The 19,096-nt window shown below is 64.3% G+C and carries 14 protein-coding genes and 3 rRNA genes; 9 read left to right on the forward strand and 8 right to left on the reverse strand.

The window, feature by feature from the left end; translation table 11 throughout:
- Nucleotides 1–11 precede the first annotated feature (11 nt).
- The 3 genes from atpD to OCQ_RS06700 are packed head-to-tail and all read left to right on the forward strand — an operon-like array spanning nucleotide 12 to nucleotide 2,338.
- Complete coding sequence (gene atpD, locus OCQ_RS06690) at nucleotides 12–1,472, forward strand: F0F1 ATP synthase subunit beta (protein WP_014384076.1); 1,461 nt, start codon at nucleotides 12–14, stop codon at nucleotides 1,470–1,472.
- Nucleotides 1,473–1,522: 50 nt separating this feature from the next.
- Nucleotides 1,523–1,888: a F0F1 ATP synthase subunit epsilon gene (locus OCQ_RS06695; protein ID WP_008254826.1), complete on the forward strand. Its 366-nt coding sequence runs from the start codon at nucleotides 1,523–1,525 to the stop codon at nucleotides 1,886–1,888.
- Between the two features lie 6 nt (nucleotides 1,889–1,894).
- A complete protein-coding gene (locus OCQ_RS06700) occupies nucleotides 1,895–2,338 on the forward strand; it encodes a DUF2550 domain-containing protein (protein WP_009955321.1) in 444 nt (147 codons plus the stop codon).
- A 30-nt stretch (nucleotides 2,339–2,368) separates the two neighbouring features.
- Here the strand turns inward: OCQ_RS06700 and OCQ_RS06705 are convergent, their stop codons facing one another.
- A complete protein-coding gene (locus OCQ_RS06705) occupies nucleotides 2,369–2,953 on the reverse strand; it encodes a cob(I)yrinic acid a,c-diamide adenosyltransferase (RefSeq protein WP_036454908.1) in 585 nt (194 codons plus the stop codon).
- A gap of 114 nt (nucleotides 2,954–3,067) precedes the next feature.
- Between OCQ_RS06705 and murA the strand changes: the two genes are divergently transcribed.
- The 4 genes from murA to rrf all read left to right on the forward strand — a co-directional run bounded on the left by murA (nucleotide 3,068) and on the right by rrf (nucleotide 9,806).
- On the forward strand, nucleotides 3,068–4,321 hold the full coding sequence (gene murA / locus OCQ_RS06710) for a UDP-N-acetylglucosamine 1-carboxyvinyltransferase (RefSeq protein WP_008254832.1): 1,254 nt from the start codon (nucleotides 3,068–3,070) through the stop codon (nucleotides 4,319–4,321).
- A gap of 361 nt (nucleotides 4,322–4,682) precedes the next feature.
- Nucleotides 4,683–6,213 (forward strand): 16S ribosomal RNA (locus OCQ_RS06715).
- A 282-nt stretch (nucleotides 6,214–6,495) separates the two neighbouring features.
- Nucleotides 6,496–9,604: ribosomal RNA gene (locus OCQ_RS06720) — 23S ribosomal RNA — on the forward strand.
- An 89-nt stretch (nucleotides 9,605–9,693) separates the two neighbouring features.
- Nucleotides 9,694–9,806, forward strand: a 5S ribosomal RNA gene (gene rrf / locus OCQ_RS06725).
- The 16S, 23S and 5S rRNA genes sit together here, the layout of an rRNA operon.
- Nucleotides 9,807–10,039: 233 nt before the next feature.
- Here the strand turns inward: rrf and OCQ_RS06730 are convergent.
- The gene (locus OCQ_RS06730) at nucleotides 10,040–11,215 is read right to left on the reverse strand and encodes a PPE family protein (RefSeq protein ID WP_014384078.1); all 1,176 of its coding nucleotides are present in this window, start codon (nucleotides 11,213–11,215) and stop codon (nucleotides 10,040–10,042) included.
- Between the two features lie 12 nt (nucleotides 11,216–11,227).
- Nucleotides 11,228–11,527 carry a PE family protein gene (locus tag OCQ_RS06735; protein ID WP_008254840.1) on the reverse strand — a complete coding sequence of 100 codons (300 nt, stop codon included), beginning with the start codon at nucleotides 11,525–11,527 and terminating at the stop codon, nucleotides 11,228–11,230.
- A 366-nt stretch (nucleotides 11,528–11,893) separates the two neighbouring features.
- Between OCQ_RS06735 and OCQ_RS06740 the strand changes: the two genes are divergently transcribed.
- A complete protein-coding gene (locus OCQ_RS06740) occupies nucleotides 11,894–13,048 on the forward strand; it encodes a PPE family protein (protein WP_008254843.1) in 1,155 nt (384 codons plus the stop codon).
- A gap of 30 nt (nucleotides 13,049–13,078) precedes the next feature.
- Here OCQ_RS06740 and OCQ_RS06745 read toward each other — a convergent pair whose 3' ends face one another.
- The 4 genes from OCQ_RS06745 to OCQ_RS06760 all read right to left on the reverse strand — a co-directional run bounded on the left by OCQ_RS06745 (nucleotide 13,079) and on the right by OCQ_RS06760 (nucleotide 16,160).
- A complete protein-coding gene (locus OCQ_RS06745; RefSeq protein ID WP_008254846.1) occupies nucleotides 13,079–13,792 on the reverse strand; it encodes a hypothetical protein in 714 nt (237 codons plus the stop codon).
- Between the two features lie 22 nt (nucleotides 13,793–13,814).
- Nucleotides 13,815–14,123 (reverse strand): hypothetical protein, encoded by a 309-nt coding sequence (locus OCQ_RS06750; RefSeq protein WP_008254847.1) that lies wholly within the window; start codon nucleotides 14,121–14,123, stop codon nucleotides 13,815–13,817.
- 61 nt (nucleotides 14,124–14,184) lie between these two features.
- Nucleotides 14,185–14,676 carry a methylated-DNA--[protein]-cysteine S-methyltransferase gene (locus OCQ_RS06755; RefSeq protein ID WP_008254850.1) on the reverse strand — a complete coding sequence of 164 codons (492 nt, stop codon included), beginning with the start codon at nucleotides 14,674–14,676 and terminating at the stop codon, nucleotides 14,185–14,187.
- A complete protein-coding gene (locus OCQ_RS06760; RefSeq protein ID WP_008254852.1) occupies nucleotides 14,673–16,160 on the reverse strand; it encodes a DNA-3-methyladenine glycosylase 2 family protein in 1,488 nt (495 codons plus the stop codon). Before OCQ_RS06760 ends, OCQ_RS06755 begins: the two co-directional genes overlap by 4 nt.
- A 202-nt stretch (nucleotides 16,161–16,362) precedes the next feature.
- On the opposite strand from OCQ_RS06760, the gene OCQ_RS06765 reads away from it, so the two are divergent.
- Nucleotides 16,363–17,436, forward strand: coding sequence for a GGDEF domain-containing protein (locus OCQ_RS06765; RefSeq protein ID WP_008254855.1), 1,074 nt, complete (start codon nucleotides 16,363–16,365; stop codon nucleotides 17,434–17,436).
- 13 nt (nucleotides 17,437–17,449) lie between these two features.
- On the opposite strand, the gene OCQ_RS06770 is transcribed toward OCQ_RS06765, so the two are convergent.
- On the reverse strand, nucleotides 17,450–19,075 hold the full coding sequence (locus tag OCQ_RS06770; protein ID WP_014384080.1) for an adenylate/guanylate cyclase domain-containing protein: 1,626 nt from the start codon (nucleotides 19,073–19,075) through the stop codon (nucleotides 17,450–17,452).
- Between the last annotated feature and the right edge of the window lie 21 nt (nucleotides 19,076–19,096).

Here is a 19,096-nt window from a genome sequence, read left to right on the forward strand (position 1 = left end):
CGAAAGAAATTATGCCTGCTACGACAGCAACCGACGAGAAGTCCACGAAGTCGGCCAAGAGCGACACCAGCGGCCGGGTGGTAAGGGTCACCGGGCCCGTCGTCGACGTCGAGTTCCCCCGCGGTTCCGTGCCGGAACTGTTCAACGCGCTCAACGCGGAGATCACGTTCGAGGAACTGGCGAAGACCCTCACGCTCGAGGTCGCCCAGCACCTCGGGGACAACCTGGTGCGCACCATCTCGCTGCAGCCCACCGACGGCCTGGTGCGTGGGGTCGAGGTGACCGACACGGGTCGTTCCATCTCGGTGCCCGTCGGCCAGGAGGTCAAGGGCCACGTCTTCAACGTCCTGGGGCACTGCCTCGACAAGCCGGGCTACGGAGAAGAGCTCGAGCACTGGTCGATTCACCGCAAGCCACCGCCGTTCGAAGAGCTCGAGCCTCGCACCGAGATGCTCGAAACCGGCCTCAAGGTCGTCGACCTGCTCACCCCGTACGTGCGTGGTGGCAAGATCGCGCTGTTCGGTGGTGCGGGTGTCGGCAAGACGGTGCTCATCCAGGAGATGATCAACCGCATCGCCCGTAACTTCGGTGGTACGTCGGTGTTCGCCGGGGTGGGGGAGCGCACCCGCGAGGGCAACGACCTCTGGGTCGAACTGCAAGAGGCCGACGTGCTCAAGGACACCGCGCTGGTGTTCGGTCAGATGGACGAGCCGCCCGGTACCCGTATGCGAGTGGCGCTTTCCGCGCTGACCATGGCCGAGTGGTTCCGTGACGAGGCCGGCCAGGACGTGTTGTTGTTCATCGACAACATCTTCCGGTTCACCCAGGCCGGTTCGGAGGTGTCGACGCTGCTCGGTCGTATGCCCTCGGCGGTCGGCTACCAGCCCACGCTGGCCGACGAGATGGGCGAACTGCAGGAGCGCATCACCTCGACGCGAGGCAAGTCGATTACGTCCATGCAGGCGGTCTACGTGCCCGCCGACGACTACACCGACCCGGCGCCGGCGACGACCTTCGCGCACCTGGATGCCACCACCGAGCTGTCGCGTTCGGTGTTCTCCAAGGGCATCTTCCCCGCGGTGGACCCGCTGGCCTCTAGCTCGACCATCCTCGACCCGAGCGTCGTCGGTGACGAGCACTACCGCGTGGCCCAGGAAGTCATCCGAATCCTGCAGCGGTACAAGGACCTTCAGGACATCATCGCGATCCTCGGTATCGACGAGCTGTCCGAAGAGGACAAGCAGCTGGTGCAGCGGGCGCGGCGCATCGAGAGGTTCCTGTCGCAGAACATGATGGCGGCCGAGCAGTTCACCGGTCAGCCGGGTTCGACGGTTCCGCTGAAGGAGACCATCGAGGCGTTCGACCGCGTGACCAAGGGCGAGTTCGACCACGTGCCCGAGCAGGCCTTCTTCTTGATCGGCGGTCTGGACGACCTGGCCAAGAAGGCAGAGAGCCTTGGCGCCAAGCTCTAACTTGCACCCGGGCCGAAACGGGCTCGCACGCTATCGAAGGGGTCTGTGGCATGGCCGAATTGAACGTTGAGATCGTCGCCGTCGACCGAAAGATCTGGTCGGGTGCGGCAACGTTTCTGTTCACCCGCACCACCGTCGGTGAGATCGGCATCATGCCGCGGCACATCCCGTTGGTAGCGCAATTGGTCGACGACGCAATGGTGCGCGTCGAACGAGAGGGCGACGACGATCTCCGGGTCGCGGTGGATGGCGGATTCTTGTCGGTCACCGAGGAGACGGTGACCATCCTGGCCGAATCCGCCGAGTTCGAGTCGGAGATCGACGAGAGCGCCGCGAGAGAGGCTTCTGAGTCGGACGATCCGCGTATCGCCGCCAGGGGGCGCGCCAGATTGCGCGCCGTCGGCGCGATCGACTAAGCGCCGATGAGCGCGCCCATGACCGCCATGGTCGTGCTCGTCGTCGTGCTGGCGGCCGCCGTCGTTGCGTTGAGTTATCGGCTGTGGAAGCTGCGCCAGGGCGGCACGGCGGGGATCATGCGCGACGTTCCCGCGGTGGGCGGTCACGGCTGGCGGCATGGTGTAATCCGTTACCGCGGCGGCGAAGCCGCGTTCTACCGGCTCTCCAGCCTGCGACTGTGGCCGGACCGGCGGCTGAGCCGGCGAGGCGTTGAGATCGTGGCCCGGCGCGCGCCGCGTGGCGACGAATTCGACATCATGACCGACGAGATCGTCGTCATCGAACTGCGCGACACGACCCAGGACCGCAGGTCTGGCTACGAGATCGCCTTCGACAAGGGTGCGCTGACCGCGTTCCTGTCGTGGCTGGAGTCGCGCCCGTCGCCGCGTTCCCGCCGGCGCAGCATCTAGCCCGCATCACCGAACGTCCTGCGGTGCCGGCTAACTTGTGGGGGCTTGCCCGCCGCCCGGCTTCCACAGCACATCGCCGTCCGGGTTGGCCACGCGCGACAGGATGAAGAGCAGATCCGACAGGCGGTTCAGGTATTTCGCGGGCAGGACGTTGACCTGCTGCGGGGCGGCGTCGACCGCCGCCCACGCCGAGCGCTCGGCTCGGCGCACCACGGTGCGCGCCACGTGCAAGTACGCCGACAGCGGCGAACCGCCCGGCAGCACAAAGGAATTCAGCTTCGGCAACGACTCGTTATATGTGTCACACCACTTTTCGAGCCGGTCGATGTAGGGCTGGGTGACCCGCAAGGGCGGGTACTCGGGGTTTTCCACCACCGGGGTGGACAGGTCCGCGCCGGCGTCGAAGAGGTCATTTTGGATCTGGCGTAACACGGCCTTGAGCTCGTCGTCGGGCTGACCGACGGCGACGGCGACGCCGATCGCCGAGTTGGCCTCATCGCAGTCGGCGTAGGCCACCAGGCGGGGGTCGGTTTTCGGGACCCGGGAGAAGTCACTCAATCCCGTGGTGCCGTCGTCGCCGGTCCGCGTGTAGATGCGGGTCAGGTGCACTGCCATGAGCAAAACGGTACTGCGGCGCGTGTAGGGGCCAAGACTTGGCTCGTTGGCATACGGGCTCGCTGGCAAGCCGGCCGACTGACAAGCCGATACCGCTTCACTAGACTGACCCGGGTGGCTGAGCGATTCGTGGTGACCGGCGGCAACCGGTTGTCCGGCGAAGTCGCGGTGGGGGGCGCAAAGAACAGCGTGCTCAAGCTGATGGCCGCGGCGTTGTTGGCCGAAGGCACCAGCACCATCACCAATTGCCCCGACATCCTCGACGTGCCGCTGATGGCCGAGGTGCTGCGCGGCCTCGGGGCAACCGTCGAACTCGACGGTGACGTCGCCCGGATCACCTCGCCCGACGAGCCGAAATACGATGCCGACTTCGCGGCGGTGCGCCAGTTCCGGGCTTCGGTGTGCGTACTTGGTCCACTGGTCGGTCGGTGTAAGCGGGCCCGCGTCGCCCTTCCCGGCGGAGACGCGATCGGCTCGCGGCCGCTGGACATGCACCAGGCCGGCCTGCGCCAGCTGGGCGCGCAATGCAACATCGAACACGGATGCGTCGTGGCGCAGGCTGATACGTTGCGCGGCGCGGAGATTCAGTTGGAGTTTCCGTCGGTGGGCGCCACCGAGAACATCCTGATGGCCGCGGTCGTGGCCGAAGGCGTGACCACGATCCACAACGCCGCGCGCGAACCCGACGTCGTCGACCTCTGCACGATGTTGAACCAGATGGGCGCGCAGGTCGAAGGCGCCGGTTCGCCGACGATGACCATCACCGGCGTCCCGCGGCTGCACCCGACCGAACACCGCGTCATCGGGGATCGCATCGTCGCCGCCACGTGGGGCATCGCCGCCGCGATGACCCGCGGAGACATCTCGGTCACCGGTGTCGACCCGGCGCACCTGCAGGTGGTGCTGCACAAGCTGCACGACGCCGGCGCCACCGTCACCCAAACGGAAAGCAGCTTCCGGGTGGCCCAGTACGAGCGCCCGAAGGCCGTCAATGTCGCGACCCTGCCGTTTCCCGGGTTTCCCACCGACCTGCAGCCCATGGCGATCGCGCTGGCGTCGATCGCCGATGGCACGTCGATGATCACCGAGAACGTATTCGAGGCGCGCTTTCGTTTCGTCGAGGAAATGATCCGGCTGGGCGCCGACGCCCGCACCGACGGGCACCATGCCGTCGTGCGTGGGCTGCCGCAATTGTCGAGCGCGCCGGTGTGGTGTTCGGACATCCGGGCCGGCGCCGGCCTGGTGTTGGCGGGGCTCGTCGCCGACGGCGACACCGAGGTTCACGACGTCTTCCACATCGATCGCGGCTACCCGTTGTTCGTGGAAAACCTGGCGATTTTGGGAGCGGAGATCGAGCGGGTAGAGTAACCAAAGTCAGTGCCCCACAAGCGCGATCACCGACGCGAAGGTGGACGAGAGCGGGGCCTTGACTCCCTCGCTGGATTGGTACTAGCCTGGCACGGCTGCTCCCGACTCGGTCTCTGGAAGACCAAAACTGGGAGTTGACTCCACTGCCGGACTTGTATTAAGCTGGCAGGGTTGCCCCAAAACGGGCGAAACAAGTGTTGTTTGAGAACTCAATAGTGTGTTTGGTCTTTTTATTTGTTGTTGTTTTTTTGGCCATACCTAGCACTCCCCGTGTGTGGGTATGGCAATTTTTGATGCCAGTTATTTGGTGTCTTGTCAGGTATCTCTGATTTGAAATTCACCTCGTTCATCGAGGAGTTTTTGTTTGGAGAGTTTGATCCTGGCTCAGGACGAACGCTGGCGGCGTGCTTAACACATGCAAGTCGAACGGAAAGGCCCCTTCGGGGGTACTCGAGTGGCGAACGGGTGAGTAACACGTGGGCAATCTGCCCTGCACTTCGGGATAAGCCTGGGAAACTGGGTCTAATACCGGATAGGACCTTTAGGCGCATGTCTTTAGGTGGAAAGCTTTTGCGGTGTGGGATGGGCCCGCGGCCTATCAGCTTGTTGGTGGGGTGATGGCCTACCAAGGCGACGACGGGTAGCCGGCCTGAGAGGGTGTCCGGCCACACTGGGACTGAGATACGGCCCAGACTCCTACGGGAGGCAGCAGTGGGGAATATTGCACAATGGGCGCAAGCCTGATGCAGCGACGCCGCGTGGGGGATGACGGCCTTCGGGTTGTAAACCTCTTTCACCATCGACGAAGGTCCGGGTTTTCTCGGATTGACGGTAGGTGGAGAAGAAGCACCGGCCAACTACGTGCCAGCAGCCGCGGTAATACGTAGGGTGCGAGCGTTGTCCGGAATTACTGGGCGTAAAGAGCTCGTAGGTGGTTTGTCGCGTTGTTCGTGAAATCTCACGGCTTAACTGTGAGCGTGCGGGCGATACGGGCAGACTAGAGTACTGCAGGGGAGACTGGAATTCCTGGTGTAGCGGTGGAATGCGCAGATATCAGGAGGAACACCGGTGGCGAAGGCGGGTCTCTGGGCAGTAACTGACGCTGAGGAGCGAAAGCGTGGGGAGCGAACAGGATTAGATACCCTGGTAGTCCACGCCGTAAACGGTGGGTACTAGGTGTGGGTTTCCTTCCTTGGGATCCGTGCCGTAGCTAACGCATTAAGTACCCCGCCTGGGGAGTACGGCCGCAAGGCTAAAACTCAAAGGAATTGACGGGGGCCCGCACAAGCGGCGGAGCATGTGGATTAATTCGATGCAACGCGAAGAACCTTACCTGGGTTTGACATGCACAGGACGCGTCTAGAGATAGGCGTTCCCTTGTGGCCTGTGTGCAGGTGGTGCATGGCTGTCGTCAGCTCGTGTCGTGAGATGTTGGGTTAAGTCCCGCAACGAGCGCAACCCTTGTCTCATGTTGCCAGCGGGTAATGCCGGGGACTCGTGAGAGACTGCCGGGGTCAACTCGGAGGAAGGTGGGGATGACGTCAAGTCATCATGCCCCTTATGTCCAGGGCTTCACACATGCTACAATGGCCGGTACAAAGGGCTGCGATGCCGCAAGGTTAAGCGAATCCTTTTAAAGCCGGTCTCAGTTCGGATTGGGGTCTGCAACTCGACCCCATGAAGTCGGAGTCGCTAGTAATCGCAGATCAGCAACGCTGCGGTGAATACGTTCCCGGGCCTTGTACACACCGCCCGTCACGTCATGAAAGTCGGTAACACCCGAAGCCAGTGGCCTAACCCTTGGGAGGGAGCTGTCGAAGGTGGGATCGGCGATTGGGACGAAGTCGTAACAAGGTAGCCGTACCGGAAGGTGCGGCTGGATCACCTCCTTTCTAAGGAGCACCACGAAAAGCACTCCAATTGGTGGGGTGCGAGCCGTGAGGGGTTCCCGTCTGTAGTGGACGGGGGCCGGGTGCACAACAGCAAATGATTGCCAGACACACTATTGGGCCCTGAGACAACACTCGGTCGATCCGTGTGGAGTCCCTCCATCTTGGTGGTGGGGTGTGGTGTTTGAGTATTGGATAGTGGTTGCGAGCATCTAGATGAGCGCATAGTCCTTAGGGCTGATGCGTTCGTCGAAATGTGTAATTTCTTCTTTGGTTTTTGTGTGTAAGTAAGTGTTTAAGGGCGCATGGTGGATGCCTTGGCATCGAGAGCCGATGAAGGACGTGGGAGGCTGCGATATGCCTCGGGGAGCTGTCAACCGAGCATTGATCCGAGGATTTCCGAATGGGGAAACCCAGCACGAGTGATGTCGTGTTACCCGCATCTGAATATATAGGGTGCGGGAGGGAACGCGGGGAAGTGAAACATCTCAGTACCCGTAGGAGAAGAAAACAATTGTGATTCCGTAAGTAGTGGCGAGCGAACGCGGAACAGGCTAAACCGCACGCATGTGATACCGGGTAGGGGTTGTGTGTGCGGGGTTGTGGGAGGATACATCTCAGCTCTACCTGGCTGAGGGGTAGTCAGAAAGTGTCGTGGTTAGCGGAAGTGGCCTGGGATGGTCTGCCGTAGACGGTGAGAGCCCGGTACGCGAAAACCCGTCACCTACCTTGTATCAATTCCCGAGTAGCAGCGGGCCCGTGGAATCTGCTGTGAATCTGCCGGGACCACCCGGTAAGCCTAAATACTTCTCGATGACCGATAGCGGATTAGTACCGTGAGGGAATGGTGAAAAGTACCCCGGGAGGGGAGTGAAATAGTACCTGAAACCGTGTGCCTACAATCCGTCAGAGCCTCCTTGTGGGGTGATGGCGTGCCTTTTGAAGAATGAGCCTGCGAGTCAGGGACACGTCGCGAGGTTAACCCGTGCGGGGTAGCCGCAGCGAAAGCGAGTCTGAATAGGGCGCATCCCCTTTGGGGTGTAGTGGCGTGTTCTGGACCCGAAGCGGAGTGATCTACCCATGGCCAGGGTGAAGCGCGGGTAAGACCGCGTGGAGGCCCGAACCCACTTAGGTTGAAGACTGAGGGGATGAGCTGTGGGTAGGGGTGAAAGGCCAATCAAACTCCGTGATAGCTGGTTCTCCCCGAAATGCATTTAGGTGCAGCGTTGCGTGGTTCACCACGGAGGTAGAGCTACTGGATGGCCGATGGGCCCTACTAGGTTACTGACGTCAGCCAAACTCCGAATGCCGTGGTGTAAAGCGTGGCAGTGAGACGGCGGGGGATAAGCTCCGTACGTCGAAAGGGAAACAGCCCAGATCGCCGGCTAAGGCCCCTAAGCGTGTGCTAAGTGGAAAAGGATGTGTAGTCGCAGAGACAACCAGGAGGTTGGCTTAGAAGCAGCCACCCTTGAAAGAGTGCGTAATAGCTCACTGGTCAAGTGATTATGCGCCGATAATGTAGCGGGGCTCAAGCACACCGCCGAAGCCGCGGCACATTCACGTTTACGTGGATGTGGGTAGGGGAGCGTCCCTCATTCAGCGAAGCCTCCGGGTGACCGGTGGTGGAGGGTGGGGGAGTGAGAATGCAGGCATGAGTAGCGATAAGGCAAGTGAGAACCTTGCCCGCCGTAAGACCAAGGGTTCCTGGGCCAGGCCAGTCCGCCCAGGGTGAGTCGGGACCTAAGGCGAGGCCGACAGGCGTAGTCGATGGACAACGGGTTGATATTCCCGTACCCGTGTATGGGCGTCCCTGATGAATCAGCGGTACTAACCACCCAAAACCGGATCGACCATTCCCCTTCGGGGGCATGGAGTTTCGGGGCTGCGTGGGACCTTCGCTGGTAGTAGTCAAGCGATGGGGTGACGCAGGAAGGTAGCCGTACCAGTCAGTGGTAATACTGGGGCAAGCCTGTAGGGAGAGCGATAGGCAAATCCGTCGCTCATTAATCCTGAGAGGTGATGCATAGCCGATTGAGGTGAATTCGGTGATCCTCTGCTGCCAAGAAAAGCCTCTAGCGAGCACATACACGGCCCGTACCCCAAACCAACACAGGTGGTCAGGTAGAGAATACCAAGGCGTACGAGATAACTATGGTTAAGGAACTCGGCAAAATGCCCCCGTAACTTCGGGAGAAGGGGGGCCGGAATACCGTGAACACCCTTGCGGTGGGAGCGGGATCCGGCCGCAGAAACCAGTGGGTAGCGACTGTTTACTAAAAACACAGGTCCGTGCGAAGTCGCAAGACGATGTATACGGACTGACGCCTGCCCGGTGCTGGAAGGTTAAGAGGACCCGTTAACCGTAAGGTGAAGCGGAGAATTTAAGCCCCAGTAAACGGCGGTGGTAACTATAACCATCCTAAGGTAGCGAAATTCCTTGTCGGGTAAGTTCCGACCTGCACGAATGGCGTAACGACTTCCCAACTGTCTCAACCATAGACTCGGCGAAATTGCACTACGAGTAAAGATGCTCGTTACGCGCGGCAGGACGAAAAGACCCCGGGACCTTCACTACAACTTGGTATTGGTGTTCGGTACGGTTTGTGTAGGATAGGTGGGAGACTGTGAAATACAGACGCCAGTTTGTATGGAGTCGTTGTTGAAATACCACTCTGATCGTATTGGACACCTAACGTCGAACCCTTATCGGGTTCACGGACAGTGCCTGGCGGGTAGTTTAACTGGGGCGGTTGCCTCCTAAAATGTAACGGAGGCGCCCAAAGGTTCCCTCAACCTGGACGGCAATCAGGTGACGAGTGTAAGTGCACAAGGGAGCTTGACTGCGAGACTTACAAGTCAAGCAGGGACGAAAGTCGGGACTAGTGATCCGGCACCCCCGAGTGGAAGGGGTGTCGCTCAACGGATAAAAGGTACCCCGGGGATAACAGGCTGATCTTCCCCAAGAGTCCATATCGACGGGATGGTTTGGCACCTCGATGTCGGCTCGTCGCATCCTGGGGCTGGAGCAGGTCCCAAGGGTTGGGCTGTTCGCCCATTAAAGCGGCACGCGAGCTGGGTTTAGAACGTCGTGAGACAGTTCGGTCTCTATCCGCCGCGCGCGTCAGAAACTTGAGGAAACCTGTCCCTAGTACGAGAGGACCGGGACGGACGAACCTCTGGTATACCAGTTGTTCCACCAGGAGCACGGCTGGATAGCCACGTTCGGACAGGATAACCGCTGAAAGCATCTAAGCGGGAAACCTTCTCCAAGATCAGGTTTCTCACCCTTTTAGAGGGATAAGGCCCCCCGCAGACCACGGGTTCGATAGGCCAGACCTGGAAGCTCAGCAATGAGTGCAGGGAACTGGCACTAACCGGCCGAAAACTTACCAACACACAATCGCAACCACAGTCCATTTCGGCGGCATTTTGCCGCTGGAAGCTTGAACACCGCACCCCCCACCAAACAAATTTAAATAGAGTTACGGCGGCCACAGCGACAGGGAAACGCCCGGTCCCATTCCGAACCCGGAAGCTAAGCCTGTCAGCGCCGATGATACTGCCCATACGGGTGGAAAAGTAGGACACCGCCGAACATACACAAAAACACCCCCGGCAACGGGGGTGTTTTTGCATTCGTAGCCAAAACCACTGGCGCACAGGGATTTACACCGGCATGCGGGATCGCAGCGTCCCGTGTCCGTAAGCCGGCGACGCGGTACGCGCGGTCGACGGGCCACGGCCGAGCCGGGTGCAGCGCCCTCCGCGATGCCAACGGCGGTGCGCTGAGCCGGATCTCGACCCGATTGCTCGGGACGTTGTTGCTCGGCTAGCCGGCAAACGGCGGGCGGGCCATCACCGTCGGGCGGATCCCGTAGCGCGGGCCGGCGCCGGTCGAACCCCCGCCGACACCCGCCAGCGGCATACCGCCCAACAGGTTTCCGGGTCCCGATGTCTCGGGAGTGGTGATGAAGCGGCTGACCGGAATCGACGAGGCTCCGGAGGCGACCGCCGGGCCCGCCGCGGAGGTCCAGGCGGGGGGCACGGAGAGGCCGCCGACCGGCGCCGCAGAAGCCAAAGTCGCCGATATGGCGCCGCCGCCACCGGCCAGCCCGCGCAGCGATGCGCCCACGGCGGGCAGGCTCGCGGCGGCCTTCGCTCCCTCACTGGCGGCCTTGGCTGCGGGAGCCAAACCCTTTGAGAGCGATAGGAAGTGGGTCGACATCCCGGTAACGCGATACATCATCGCGAGGGTGTTCTGGGCAGGGCTGGCGTATTCGGCCCACATGTCGAACACGGGGTTCTGTTCCAGCACGTCGGTGATCGGCGGCAGTTCCGTGTTCGCCGCCGCGGGCGACGAGAGTGCCTGCAGTGTGGGCGGTACCGAGGACAGCAACTGTGATTGTGCCGACTCCGCCCCGGCCGAGGTGCCGGCCGCCTGAGCGACCGAGGCCGCCTGCATGGCCTCGCCGGCCGGATTGGTGGTCTCCGCCGGCCGGGTGAACGGTGTCACCTGGGTGACCGGCGCGGCCTGACCCGCGTAGCCGTACATCGCCGTAGCGTCTTGCGCCCACATTTCGGCGTATTGCGTCTCGAGCTGAACGATCAGCGGCGTGTTTTGGCCCAGGACATTGGTCGACACCGCCTGGACGAGTTGGGCGCGGTTGGCTTCGATCAGCGGTGGGGGCACCGTGGCGGCAAACGCCGCTTCGTAGGCGCCCGCCGCGGCCCTGGCCGAAACGGCGGCCTGTTCGGCCTGCACGGCGGTGGTGCGCATCCACGCCACATAGGGTTTGGCGGCCTCGGCCATCTGGGCCGAGGCGGGGCCCATCCACTCTTCGCTCACCAGTTGCGTGATGATCCTGTCGTAGTCGTTGGCCGCGGAATCCAACTCCGCAGCCAGCAGATTCCAGGCCCACGCGGCGGCCATCATCGAGGCCGAGCCCGGGCCGGAATACATGCGCTCCGAATGGATCTCCGGGGGTAACGCTCCGAAATCCAGCACGTCGCACCCGCCTCAGCTGGACGCGGCGGCGTTGATGGCTTCGGTTGCCGCATATGAGCCGGCGCCGAAGTGCAGCATTCTCACGAAGCTGTCGTGAATCACCGTGGCCTGGGCGCAGACGGTCTGATACATCTGGGCGTGCGTGGCGAACTGCGCGGCAACCAGCACGGAGACCTCATCGGTTGCCGCGGGTACCACTCCCATCGTCGGCGCCGATGCCGCTGCATTCTGTGCGGCCAGCGCCGAGCCGATGGCAGCCAAGTTCTGGGCTGCGGCGGTTAACGCTTCGGGCTGGGTGGTCACGAACGACACGGTGATTCTCTCCTCGCTGGTTCCGATTCAACGGTGCTGAACGGCCGCTGAAAGCCGCTCCACCGCGAGGTTAAGGGCTGCGCGCCCAATAGTGTATTGCTAAAGACAAGTGTTCATCTTCAGCTAGATTCAGTTCATATCTGTGAACTCATATGTACATATATGTTCTTACGATCACATATGTGTACAAACGTCCACTCATAAGAGATGACCGCCGTGCCCGAGGATCGGCATCGCGTTCGTGATTCGACGGCCGACGCCGGCGGCTGCGCTGGACGGTACCCGCGCACAAGTATCTGACCACAGTTTCGGGGGGCGTCGGCGCGCGTGCGACAGCCGTCGCCGACAAGACGAGGGGACCACTTAGTGGATTACGGGGCGCTTCCGCCGGAGGTCAACTCCGGGCGGATGTACGTCGGTGCGGGTTCGGGGCCTATGCTGGCGGCCGCCGCAGCCTGGGACGGGTTGGCCATCGAGCTGTACACCACCGCAGCCTCCTACGGTTCGTTGATCGCCGAACTCACCGGCGCGTGGCTGGGCCCGGCGTCGGCGACGATGGCCGCCGCCTCGGCCCCCTACGTGGCGTGGCTCACCGCGACCGCCGCACAGGCCGAACAGACGGCGGTCCAGGCGAAGGCCGCCGCGGGGGCCTACGAGGCGGCGTTCGCGATGACGGTTCCGCCACCGGTGATCGCGGCCAACCGCGCCCAATTGATGATGCTGATCGCGACGAACTTCTTCGGCCAGAACCTGCCCGCGATCGCGGCCACCGAGGCCCACTACGCCGAGATGTGGGCCCAGGACGCGGCCGCGATGTATGGCTATGCCGCGGCGTCGGCCGGCGCCTCGGCGTTGCCCCCGTTCGACCAGCCGCCCTCCACCACCAACCCGGCGGGGGAGGGCGGTCAAGCGGCCGCGGTCGCCCATGCCGCCGACACGGCGGCCGAAACAAGCACGCAACCCGGTGCCTCCACCTCGGGGTTAGCAAACCCAACGTTGGTCTCCAGCGCAGTGGTGGAAGGCTCGTCAGGGGCATCCGAATCGTCGGCATCGGAGTCCTGGAAAAAGTTGACCTCGTTGTATACCAACCACCTTGGTATGGCCTACAACCACGCGGGCGACTGGGAGCACATGATGAAGATCTGGGAAGGCGTGATGCCGGCCGCCGGTGACGGCAAAGGCGCGACGGCCGCGGCAAGCTTGCGCGGTGTGGGTGGAACGCTCGGCGGTGGCCCGGTGTCCTCGGGTGCGTCCTCGCCCGTGTCGGCGGGTCTGGGCAGGGCGGCCACGGTGGGTCACTTGTCGGTGCCGCAGAGTTGGGCCGCCGCGGCTCCGGCGGCAAGCGCGGACACAGCCGCGCCGGCGGTGAGCACCGTCGGCGCCGGCGCCGAAGCCAAGGGAAGCGGGTTGCTCCGCGGCATCCCGCTGTCGGGCACGGGCCGGGGGGCCGGGGGCAAGATCGTCGGGCAGCGGTACGGGTTCCGCCCGATGGTGGTAGCGCGGCACGTGGTGGGCGGATAAACGCTCAGGTCGCCGAAGGCGCGGGATGGCCTACTTGCCGGACGTGAACCAGGCCACCTTGGCCTGCCACGATCGCGCGGATCCGTAGGCGAAGCCGATGGCGCTCAGGCAGGCGCACAACCAGACGGGCAAGGCGATGTCCGTGCCCGCCCAGGCGGTGCCGATTTGAATCACGCTCGCCGCCACCCCGAATCCCGCCGAGATCAGGTAGAGGTCGACGGTCGTCGTTGAGCGGGGATCCGTCCGCAGGATCAGCAGCACTCGCCCGGCGTAGGAGAGCAGGTAGATCATCAGGGCGCCCAGGACCAGCCAGTAAGCCAGCAGCCAGAAGTCGGCGGGGGCCGCGAAGAAGTCGAGGTGATGGCCCTCGTCGGCGATGACGAACAGAACCACCAGCAGCGGAACCGCGATGCGTAGCGGGCGCGTGACGTGCTTGCGCAACAGCTCGCTCTCGTGGGCTTCGTCGACCAGGCGGATGAGCCCATGGCGGATGATCGCCGTCACCGCGAAGATCCAGCAGATGTGTCCGAGCAGGTGTTGCACGTTCCACAGCCCGAAGACGCGGTGTAGCGGGGGTCCGAGCGCGGCCGCGGCCCAGTGCGACATCAGCAGCACCGCGCAGCCATGCAGTGCGATGTTGCGGGTGGCGCCGGCCTCCCATCGGGAGCGCCAGGTGTAACGCCGGATCCACAGGCTGCACAGAAGGGCGGCCAAGGTGACGACGATGAGTGCGGTTTTGATCATCCAAACGGTCCGGCAGTGCCGCTCAGACGGGCGGACTGTTGGGATCGGGGCGAAGGTCGCGCAGCCTGGGCGGGCCGGTCTGGGACTCCAGGTACTCGGTGACCGAGTCGGGGTCGATCAGACCGTAGCGGACCTGCAGGTCGACCGGGTTCAACCCCAAATACTTGGCCGCCCTGATCAGGTTGTCGGCGGTGATCAGCCTGCCCTCGCGAGCCGCCTTGTAGTACGCGGACTTGCGGTAGCCGAACGCTTCGTAGACCTCGGTGGCCGCCAGGGGTCTACCGACCAGATACGGCAGCACCACCGCCGGATCCTTCGCACTGTCGTCCACAAATATGGACGATAGCGTCGTACGACGGACCTCGCAAAAGAAACGCGACCACCGCCGGCGGTCAGTCGAACAGCGTTGCGCAACTGTGGGTCTTTTCCAGATCCAGCAGGGCGCGCTTGCGCTGCAGGCCGCCGCCGTAGCCGGTGAGGCTGCCGTTCGAGCCGATCACCCGGTGGCAGGGCACCACGATCGCGATCGGATTGTGCCCGTTGGCCAATCCCACGGCGCGCGCGGACCCCGGAGCGCCGATCTGCTCGGCGATCCATCCGTATGACCTCGTCTCCCCATAGGGAATCGTCAGCAACGCCTTCCACACGCGCCGCTGGAACTCGGAGCCGTGCAGGTCGAACTCGAAATCGAAGTCGGTGCGCTCGCCGGCGAAATAGGCGGCCAGCTGCTCGACGGCGGCGCCGAACGCCCGCGGGTTCGGCGACCAGCCGGCGCGGCTCGGCTCATAGGTCTGGTCGACCATCCGTAGGTTCGTCAATACGGAGCCGCGACCGGCCAGGGTGAGCAATCCGATGGGGCTGTCGATGGTGCGGTACTCGATCATGCGACCTCCTGTGGCGGCCAATGGTTTACGGGATGCTCGAGAGTGGTCCAAAGATATTGGGTGGCATAGGAACGCCAGGGGCGCCAACGGGCGCCGCGTTCCACGAGGGAGCGTTCGTCGGACGGCAATCCCAGCTGTTTGGCGGCCAGGCGCAGCCCGAGGTCGCTGGCGGGGAAGGCGTCGGGGTCGCCAAGGCCGCGCATCGCGATCACTTCCGCGGTCCAGGGGCCCACCCCGGGCAGCGCGAGCAACTGTCTGCGGGCACTGTCCCAGTCGCATCCGGTGTCCAGCACGATGCTGCCGTCGGCGAGGCCGGCAACCAATGCGCTCAGCGTGCGGCGGCGGGCCTTGGGCACCGCCAGATGGACGGGATCGATCTCGGCGAGCTCCTCGACCGAGGGGAAGGTGTGGGTCAACGTTCCCTCGGCGTCGTTGACCGGCCGTCCGTACGCGGCGACCAGCCGGCCGGCATGGGTGCTCGCGGCCCTGGTCGACACCTGCTGCCCGAGCACTGCGCGCACCGCGAGTTCGGCTTCGTCGACGGTGCGCGGAATGCGCTGCCCGGGCGCCTTGGCCACGACGGGTCGCAGACCGGCGTCCGCGCCCAGCGCTTCGTCGACCGCCTCCGGGTCCGCGTCGAGGTCCAGCAGCCGCCGGCAGCGGGCGATCGCCGTGGTCAGATCGCGGAAATCGTCGAGCACGAGGACGCAACGGACATGGTCGACGGCGGGCGTCAGGGTCACGATGGCGTTGCCGAACGGAAGGCGCAAGCTGCGTCGGTACCCGCCATCGCGGACCTCCTCGCAACCGGGAACGGCGCCGGCCGCGAGATGGCCGAAGACGCCCTCGTAGGCGAAGGGTGTGCGCACCGGGAGCCGAAGGCACACGGTGCCAGGCGAATTGGCCTCGGACGCGGTACGGGCGGCCGCGCGCCGGCGCAGGGCGCTCGGTGTGCCTTCGAACACCGATCGCACGGTGTCGTTGAACTGACGGATGCTGGAAAAGCCCGCGGCGAATGCGACGTCGCCGAACGGCAGGTCCGTCGTCTCGATCAACACGCGGGCGGTCTGGGCGCGCTGCGCCCGGGCCAGTGCCAGCGGGCCGGCGCCGACCTCGGCCTGCAGGAGCCGTTCGAGCTGGCGAGTGGTGTAACCGAGGTGGGCGGCCAGACCACCCACACCGTCGCGGTCCACGGTGCCGTCGGCGATCAGCCGCATCGTGCGCGCCACCACGTCACCGCGCACGTTCCATTCGGGGGAACCCGGAGAGGCATCGGGACGGCACCGTTTGCAGGCCCGAAAGCCGGCCCGCTGGGCGGCCGCCGCGGTGGGGTAGAACCGCACGTTGCGGGCGAACGGCGGCCGCACGGGGCAGCTGGGCCGGCAGTAGATCCGGGTGGTCAGCACCGCGGTGACGAACCAGCCGTCGAACCGGGCGTCCTTGGACTGGACGGCGCGGTAGCAGCGGTCGAAATCGTCGTGCACGCTTCCAGACTTACACCCGGGCACCGACAAAACTAGCGGGAAAGCGACATCGTGGTGGGCGGTGTCGGTTGGCCTCACGTCGGAGCGGCTTTCTTGTCGATTCGAGGTACTTCCCGCACGCGATGGTATTTACTGTGACCCAACTCGCCGGCTCTGACGGCGTGACCCGACGGGGTGAGTGAGTTCGGGGAAAGGCGAACCGATGAAGCGGCTGGCGACGTGGTGGGGGCAGGACGACCACTTCGATTGGCTGACAGGTTATTTGCAAGCGCACGGGCTGAGCACCAACACCCGCAGGGTGTTGGCTGTCGTGGCGTCCTCGTTGGTGCTGGTGCCCGTCAATGTGTACTGGGGTCCCGAGCCGTTGTATCCCCATGTGGCGCTGACGGTTTCGGTCGTGTCCGCCGTGATCGGACTGGGCATGGCGGTGCTGTGGTTGAGCGGATGGCCCACCCGGCGCCAGTCGATCTTCTACATCATGACCGGCTGCGTATCCATTGGCGGCGGCTGTCTGTGGCAGCCCCAGCCGCTCGTCGGGCTGATGTCCTGCTCGGCGCTCTCGGTGACCGGCGGCTACATCGCGTTCTTCCACACCACCAGGCTCATGGCGCTGAACCTCGGCGTGGCCAGCGCGATCGGGGCCTGGCAGGCGGTGCGTCTGGCCGCCGAGGGGCAAGCAGTGTTGGCCTTCACCGGCTACTTCCTGGTTCTGGAACTCAACGTGGTCGTTCCGCTCGCCATCCAGGTCGTGGTGCGCGCCCTGTGGGTTGATCTCTCGCGTGCCAACCGCGATCCGCTGACCGGCCTGCTGAACCGGCGAGCCTGCGACAGGGAGATAGTCGGCCGGATGCTCGCGGGCGCGCATCACATGTTCTTGGCGGTGGCCATGGTCGATCTGGACCGCTTCAAAGAGCTCAACGACACCCGCGGGCACGCGGCCGGCGATGAGGCGCTCATCGAGGTGGCCGGCACCCTGACGACCGCCTGCGGAGAGACCGCGATCGTCGGCCGCGTCGGCGGGGAGGAGTTCCTGGTCGCCGACATCGTCACCGCGGACCAGCTGCCAGAGTGGGGCCGACAGCTCTGTGACGCGATAGCCGCGATGAACGCATCGGTGACCGCCAGCGTCGGGATCGCCACCCTCGCGTTGCGCAGCGTCGTCTCGGACTATGCCGAGCACGCGTTCCACCAATTGGTCGCCCAGGCCGACACCGCGATGTATGAAGCCAAACGGTGCGGCGGCAACCAGAGTCGCCACCGCCAGGTGGCGGTCTGAGCCCGCCGAAGCCCTACTGAGCGGATGAAGGGGCGTCGACGAGCGACGCCAAACGGGTGGGGCGCTCGTGCCCGCGCAGGGTGACCGTTTCGCCCAATGACCAACGGGCCCGCTCGTTTTCGCTTGCGCCCTCGATGGCGTCGGCCGTCGCGAGCAGACGGTTGGTGTGTGACTTGGCGAGCTCGCACAGCCGCGCCGCCTCGTTGACCGGCTCCCCGATGACGGTGTATTCGAATCGTTCTTTGGCGCCGACATTTCCGGCGACGACCTGGCCCGCGGCCACGCCGATCCCGGCCTCGAGGTCGGACATCTCGTCCGCCAGGCGCTCGGCGATACACCGCGCGGCGGCCAGCGCCGCATCTTCGGGACTGTCCAGGCGGTTGGGCGCGCCGAAGATGGCCAGCGTCGCGTCGCCTTCGAATTTGTTGACCAGCCCGCAGTAGCGGTCGACCTCCTCGACGACGATCGCGAAGAAACGGTTCAGCACCGCAACGACTTCGGCCGGCGGCTGGCTCGTCACCAGCTGCGTCGACCCGACGATGTCGATGAAGACGACCGCGACGTGGCGTTCTTCGCCGCCCAGCTTCGGCCGTTCGCGTTCCGCGGCCAGCGCCACCTCACGCCCGACGTGGCGGCCGAAGAGGTCGCGGACGCGTTCCCGCTCCCGCAGGCCGTCGACCATCGTGTTGAAGCCGCGTTGCAGCTCACCGAGTTCGGTACCGTCGAACACCACGAGGTCCCCCCGCAGATCGCCGCGCTCGACGCGCGCCAGCGCCGCACGGACCACCCGCACCGGTGTCGCGGTGAGCCAGGCCAGGATCCACATCAGGACGCACCCGAAGATCAACGGAGCCATCGACACGATCAACACGGCCACCGCGAACTGCGTCTGGGTCAGATTGCGCAGCACGAGCTCGAACAGAGCGAGCATCATGATCCCGATGACGGGCACGGCCGAACCGAGGAACCAGACGACCATCGTGCGGCCCATGATGCCCGCCGCGAACCGTCGTGGCGGTGGACCGGCCTCGAGCGCCTGGGCGGCGACGGGCCGCAGCGCGAACTCCGCGAGCAGGTAACTAGCGGTGGCGACCACCACCCCGCCAAAGCTCACGACGAGCAGGAATCGCGGAATGAAGAGCGTGTTGACCATGCCGTACAGCGTCGTCAGCAGTATCGTCCCGACGCCCCACAAGACGAGGTCGACGAGGGCGATGCGCCACGGCGCGACAAAGGTGTTGCGCTCGTCCTCTGGAGTCGGCTCGCGCTCTTCGATCGCCCAGCGCAGGGCGATCACGGTCCGGCGGGTGATCCAGTACGTGCCCCACGCCGAGGCCGCCACGATGTAGGCCGGGGAGGCACCGAACGTGATCCACGCCGGCGCGTCGTCGAACACGCTCGGCACCGGGATGGCGACCGTCACCAAAAACAGCGCGACGGCGATGCCGATCAGGTTCGCGCCCAGCACCAGCACCGTCATGATGATCTGGATGCGCACCCGGCGGCGGCCCTGGCTTTCCGACACCCGACCGAGCAGCAGGGAGCCGTACGCCGGCGTCTCTGGCAGACGGCCGCTCTGACGGGTGACGCGCTCGAGCACCCGGCCTATTCGTTGTGCCAAGGACGTGTTGGCCGACATGGTGGCGTCAGCCTAATTTGT

Source organism: Mycobacterium paraintracellulare, from assembly GCF_000276825.1.
In the GTDB taxonomy this organism is placed as follows: Bacteria; Actinomycetota; Actinomycetes; order Mycobacteriales; family Mycobacteriaceae; genus Mycobacterium; species Mycobacterium intracellulare.

Bases quoted from the DNA above. Each gene is read 5' to 3' on its own strand.
- OCQ_RS06765 (WP_008254855.1), top strand. From the start codon at position 16,363: ATGAAGCGGCTGGCGACGTGGTGGGGGCAGGACGACCACTTCGATTGG.
- atpD (WP_014384076.1), top strand. From the start codon at position 12: ATGCCTGCTACGACAGCAACCGACGAGAAGTCCACGAAGTCGGCCAAG.
- OCQ_RS06695 (WP_008254826.1), top strand. From the start codon at position 1,523: ATGGCCGAATTGAACGTTGAGATCGTCGCCGTCGACCGAAAGATCTGG.
- OCQ_RS06700 (WP_009955321.1), top strand. From the start codon at position 1,895: ATGAGCGCGCCCATGACCGCCATGGTCGTGCTCGTCGTCGTGCTGGCG.
- OCQ_RS06745 (WP_008254846.1), bottom strand. From the start codon at position 13,792: ATGATCAAAACCGCACTCATCGTCGTCACCTTGGCCGCCCTTCTGTGC.
- OCQ_RS06770 (WP_014384080.1), bottom strand. From the start codon at position 19,075: ATGTCGGCCAACACGTCCTTGGCACAACGAATAGGCCGGGTGCTCGAG.
- OCQ_RS06755 (WP_008254850.1), bottom strand. From the start codon at position 14,676: ATGATCGAGTACCGCACCATCGACAGCCCCATCGGATTGCTCACCCTG.
- OCQ_RS06705 (WP_036454908.1), bottom strand. From the start codon at position 2,953: ATGGCAGTGCACCTGACCCGCATCTACACGCGGACCGGCGACGACGGC.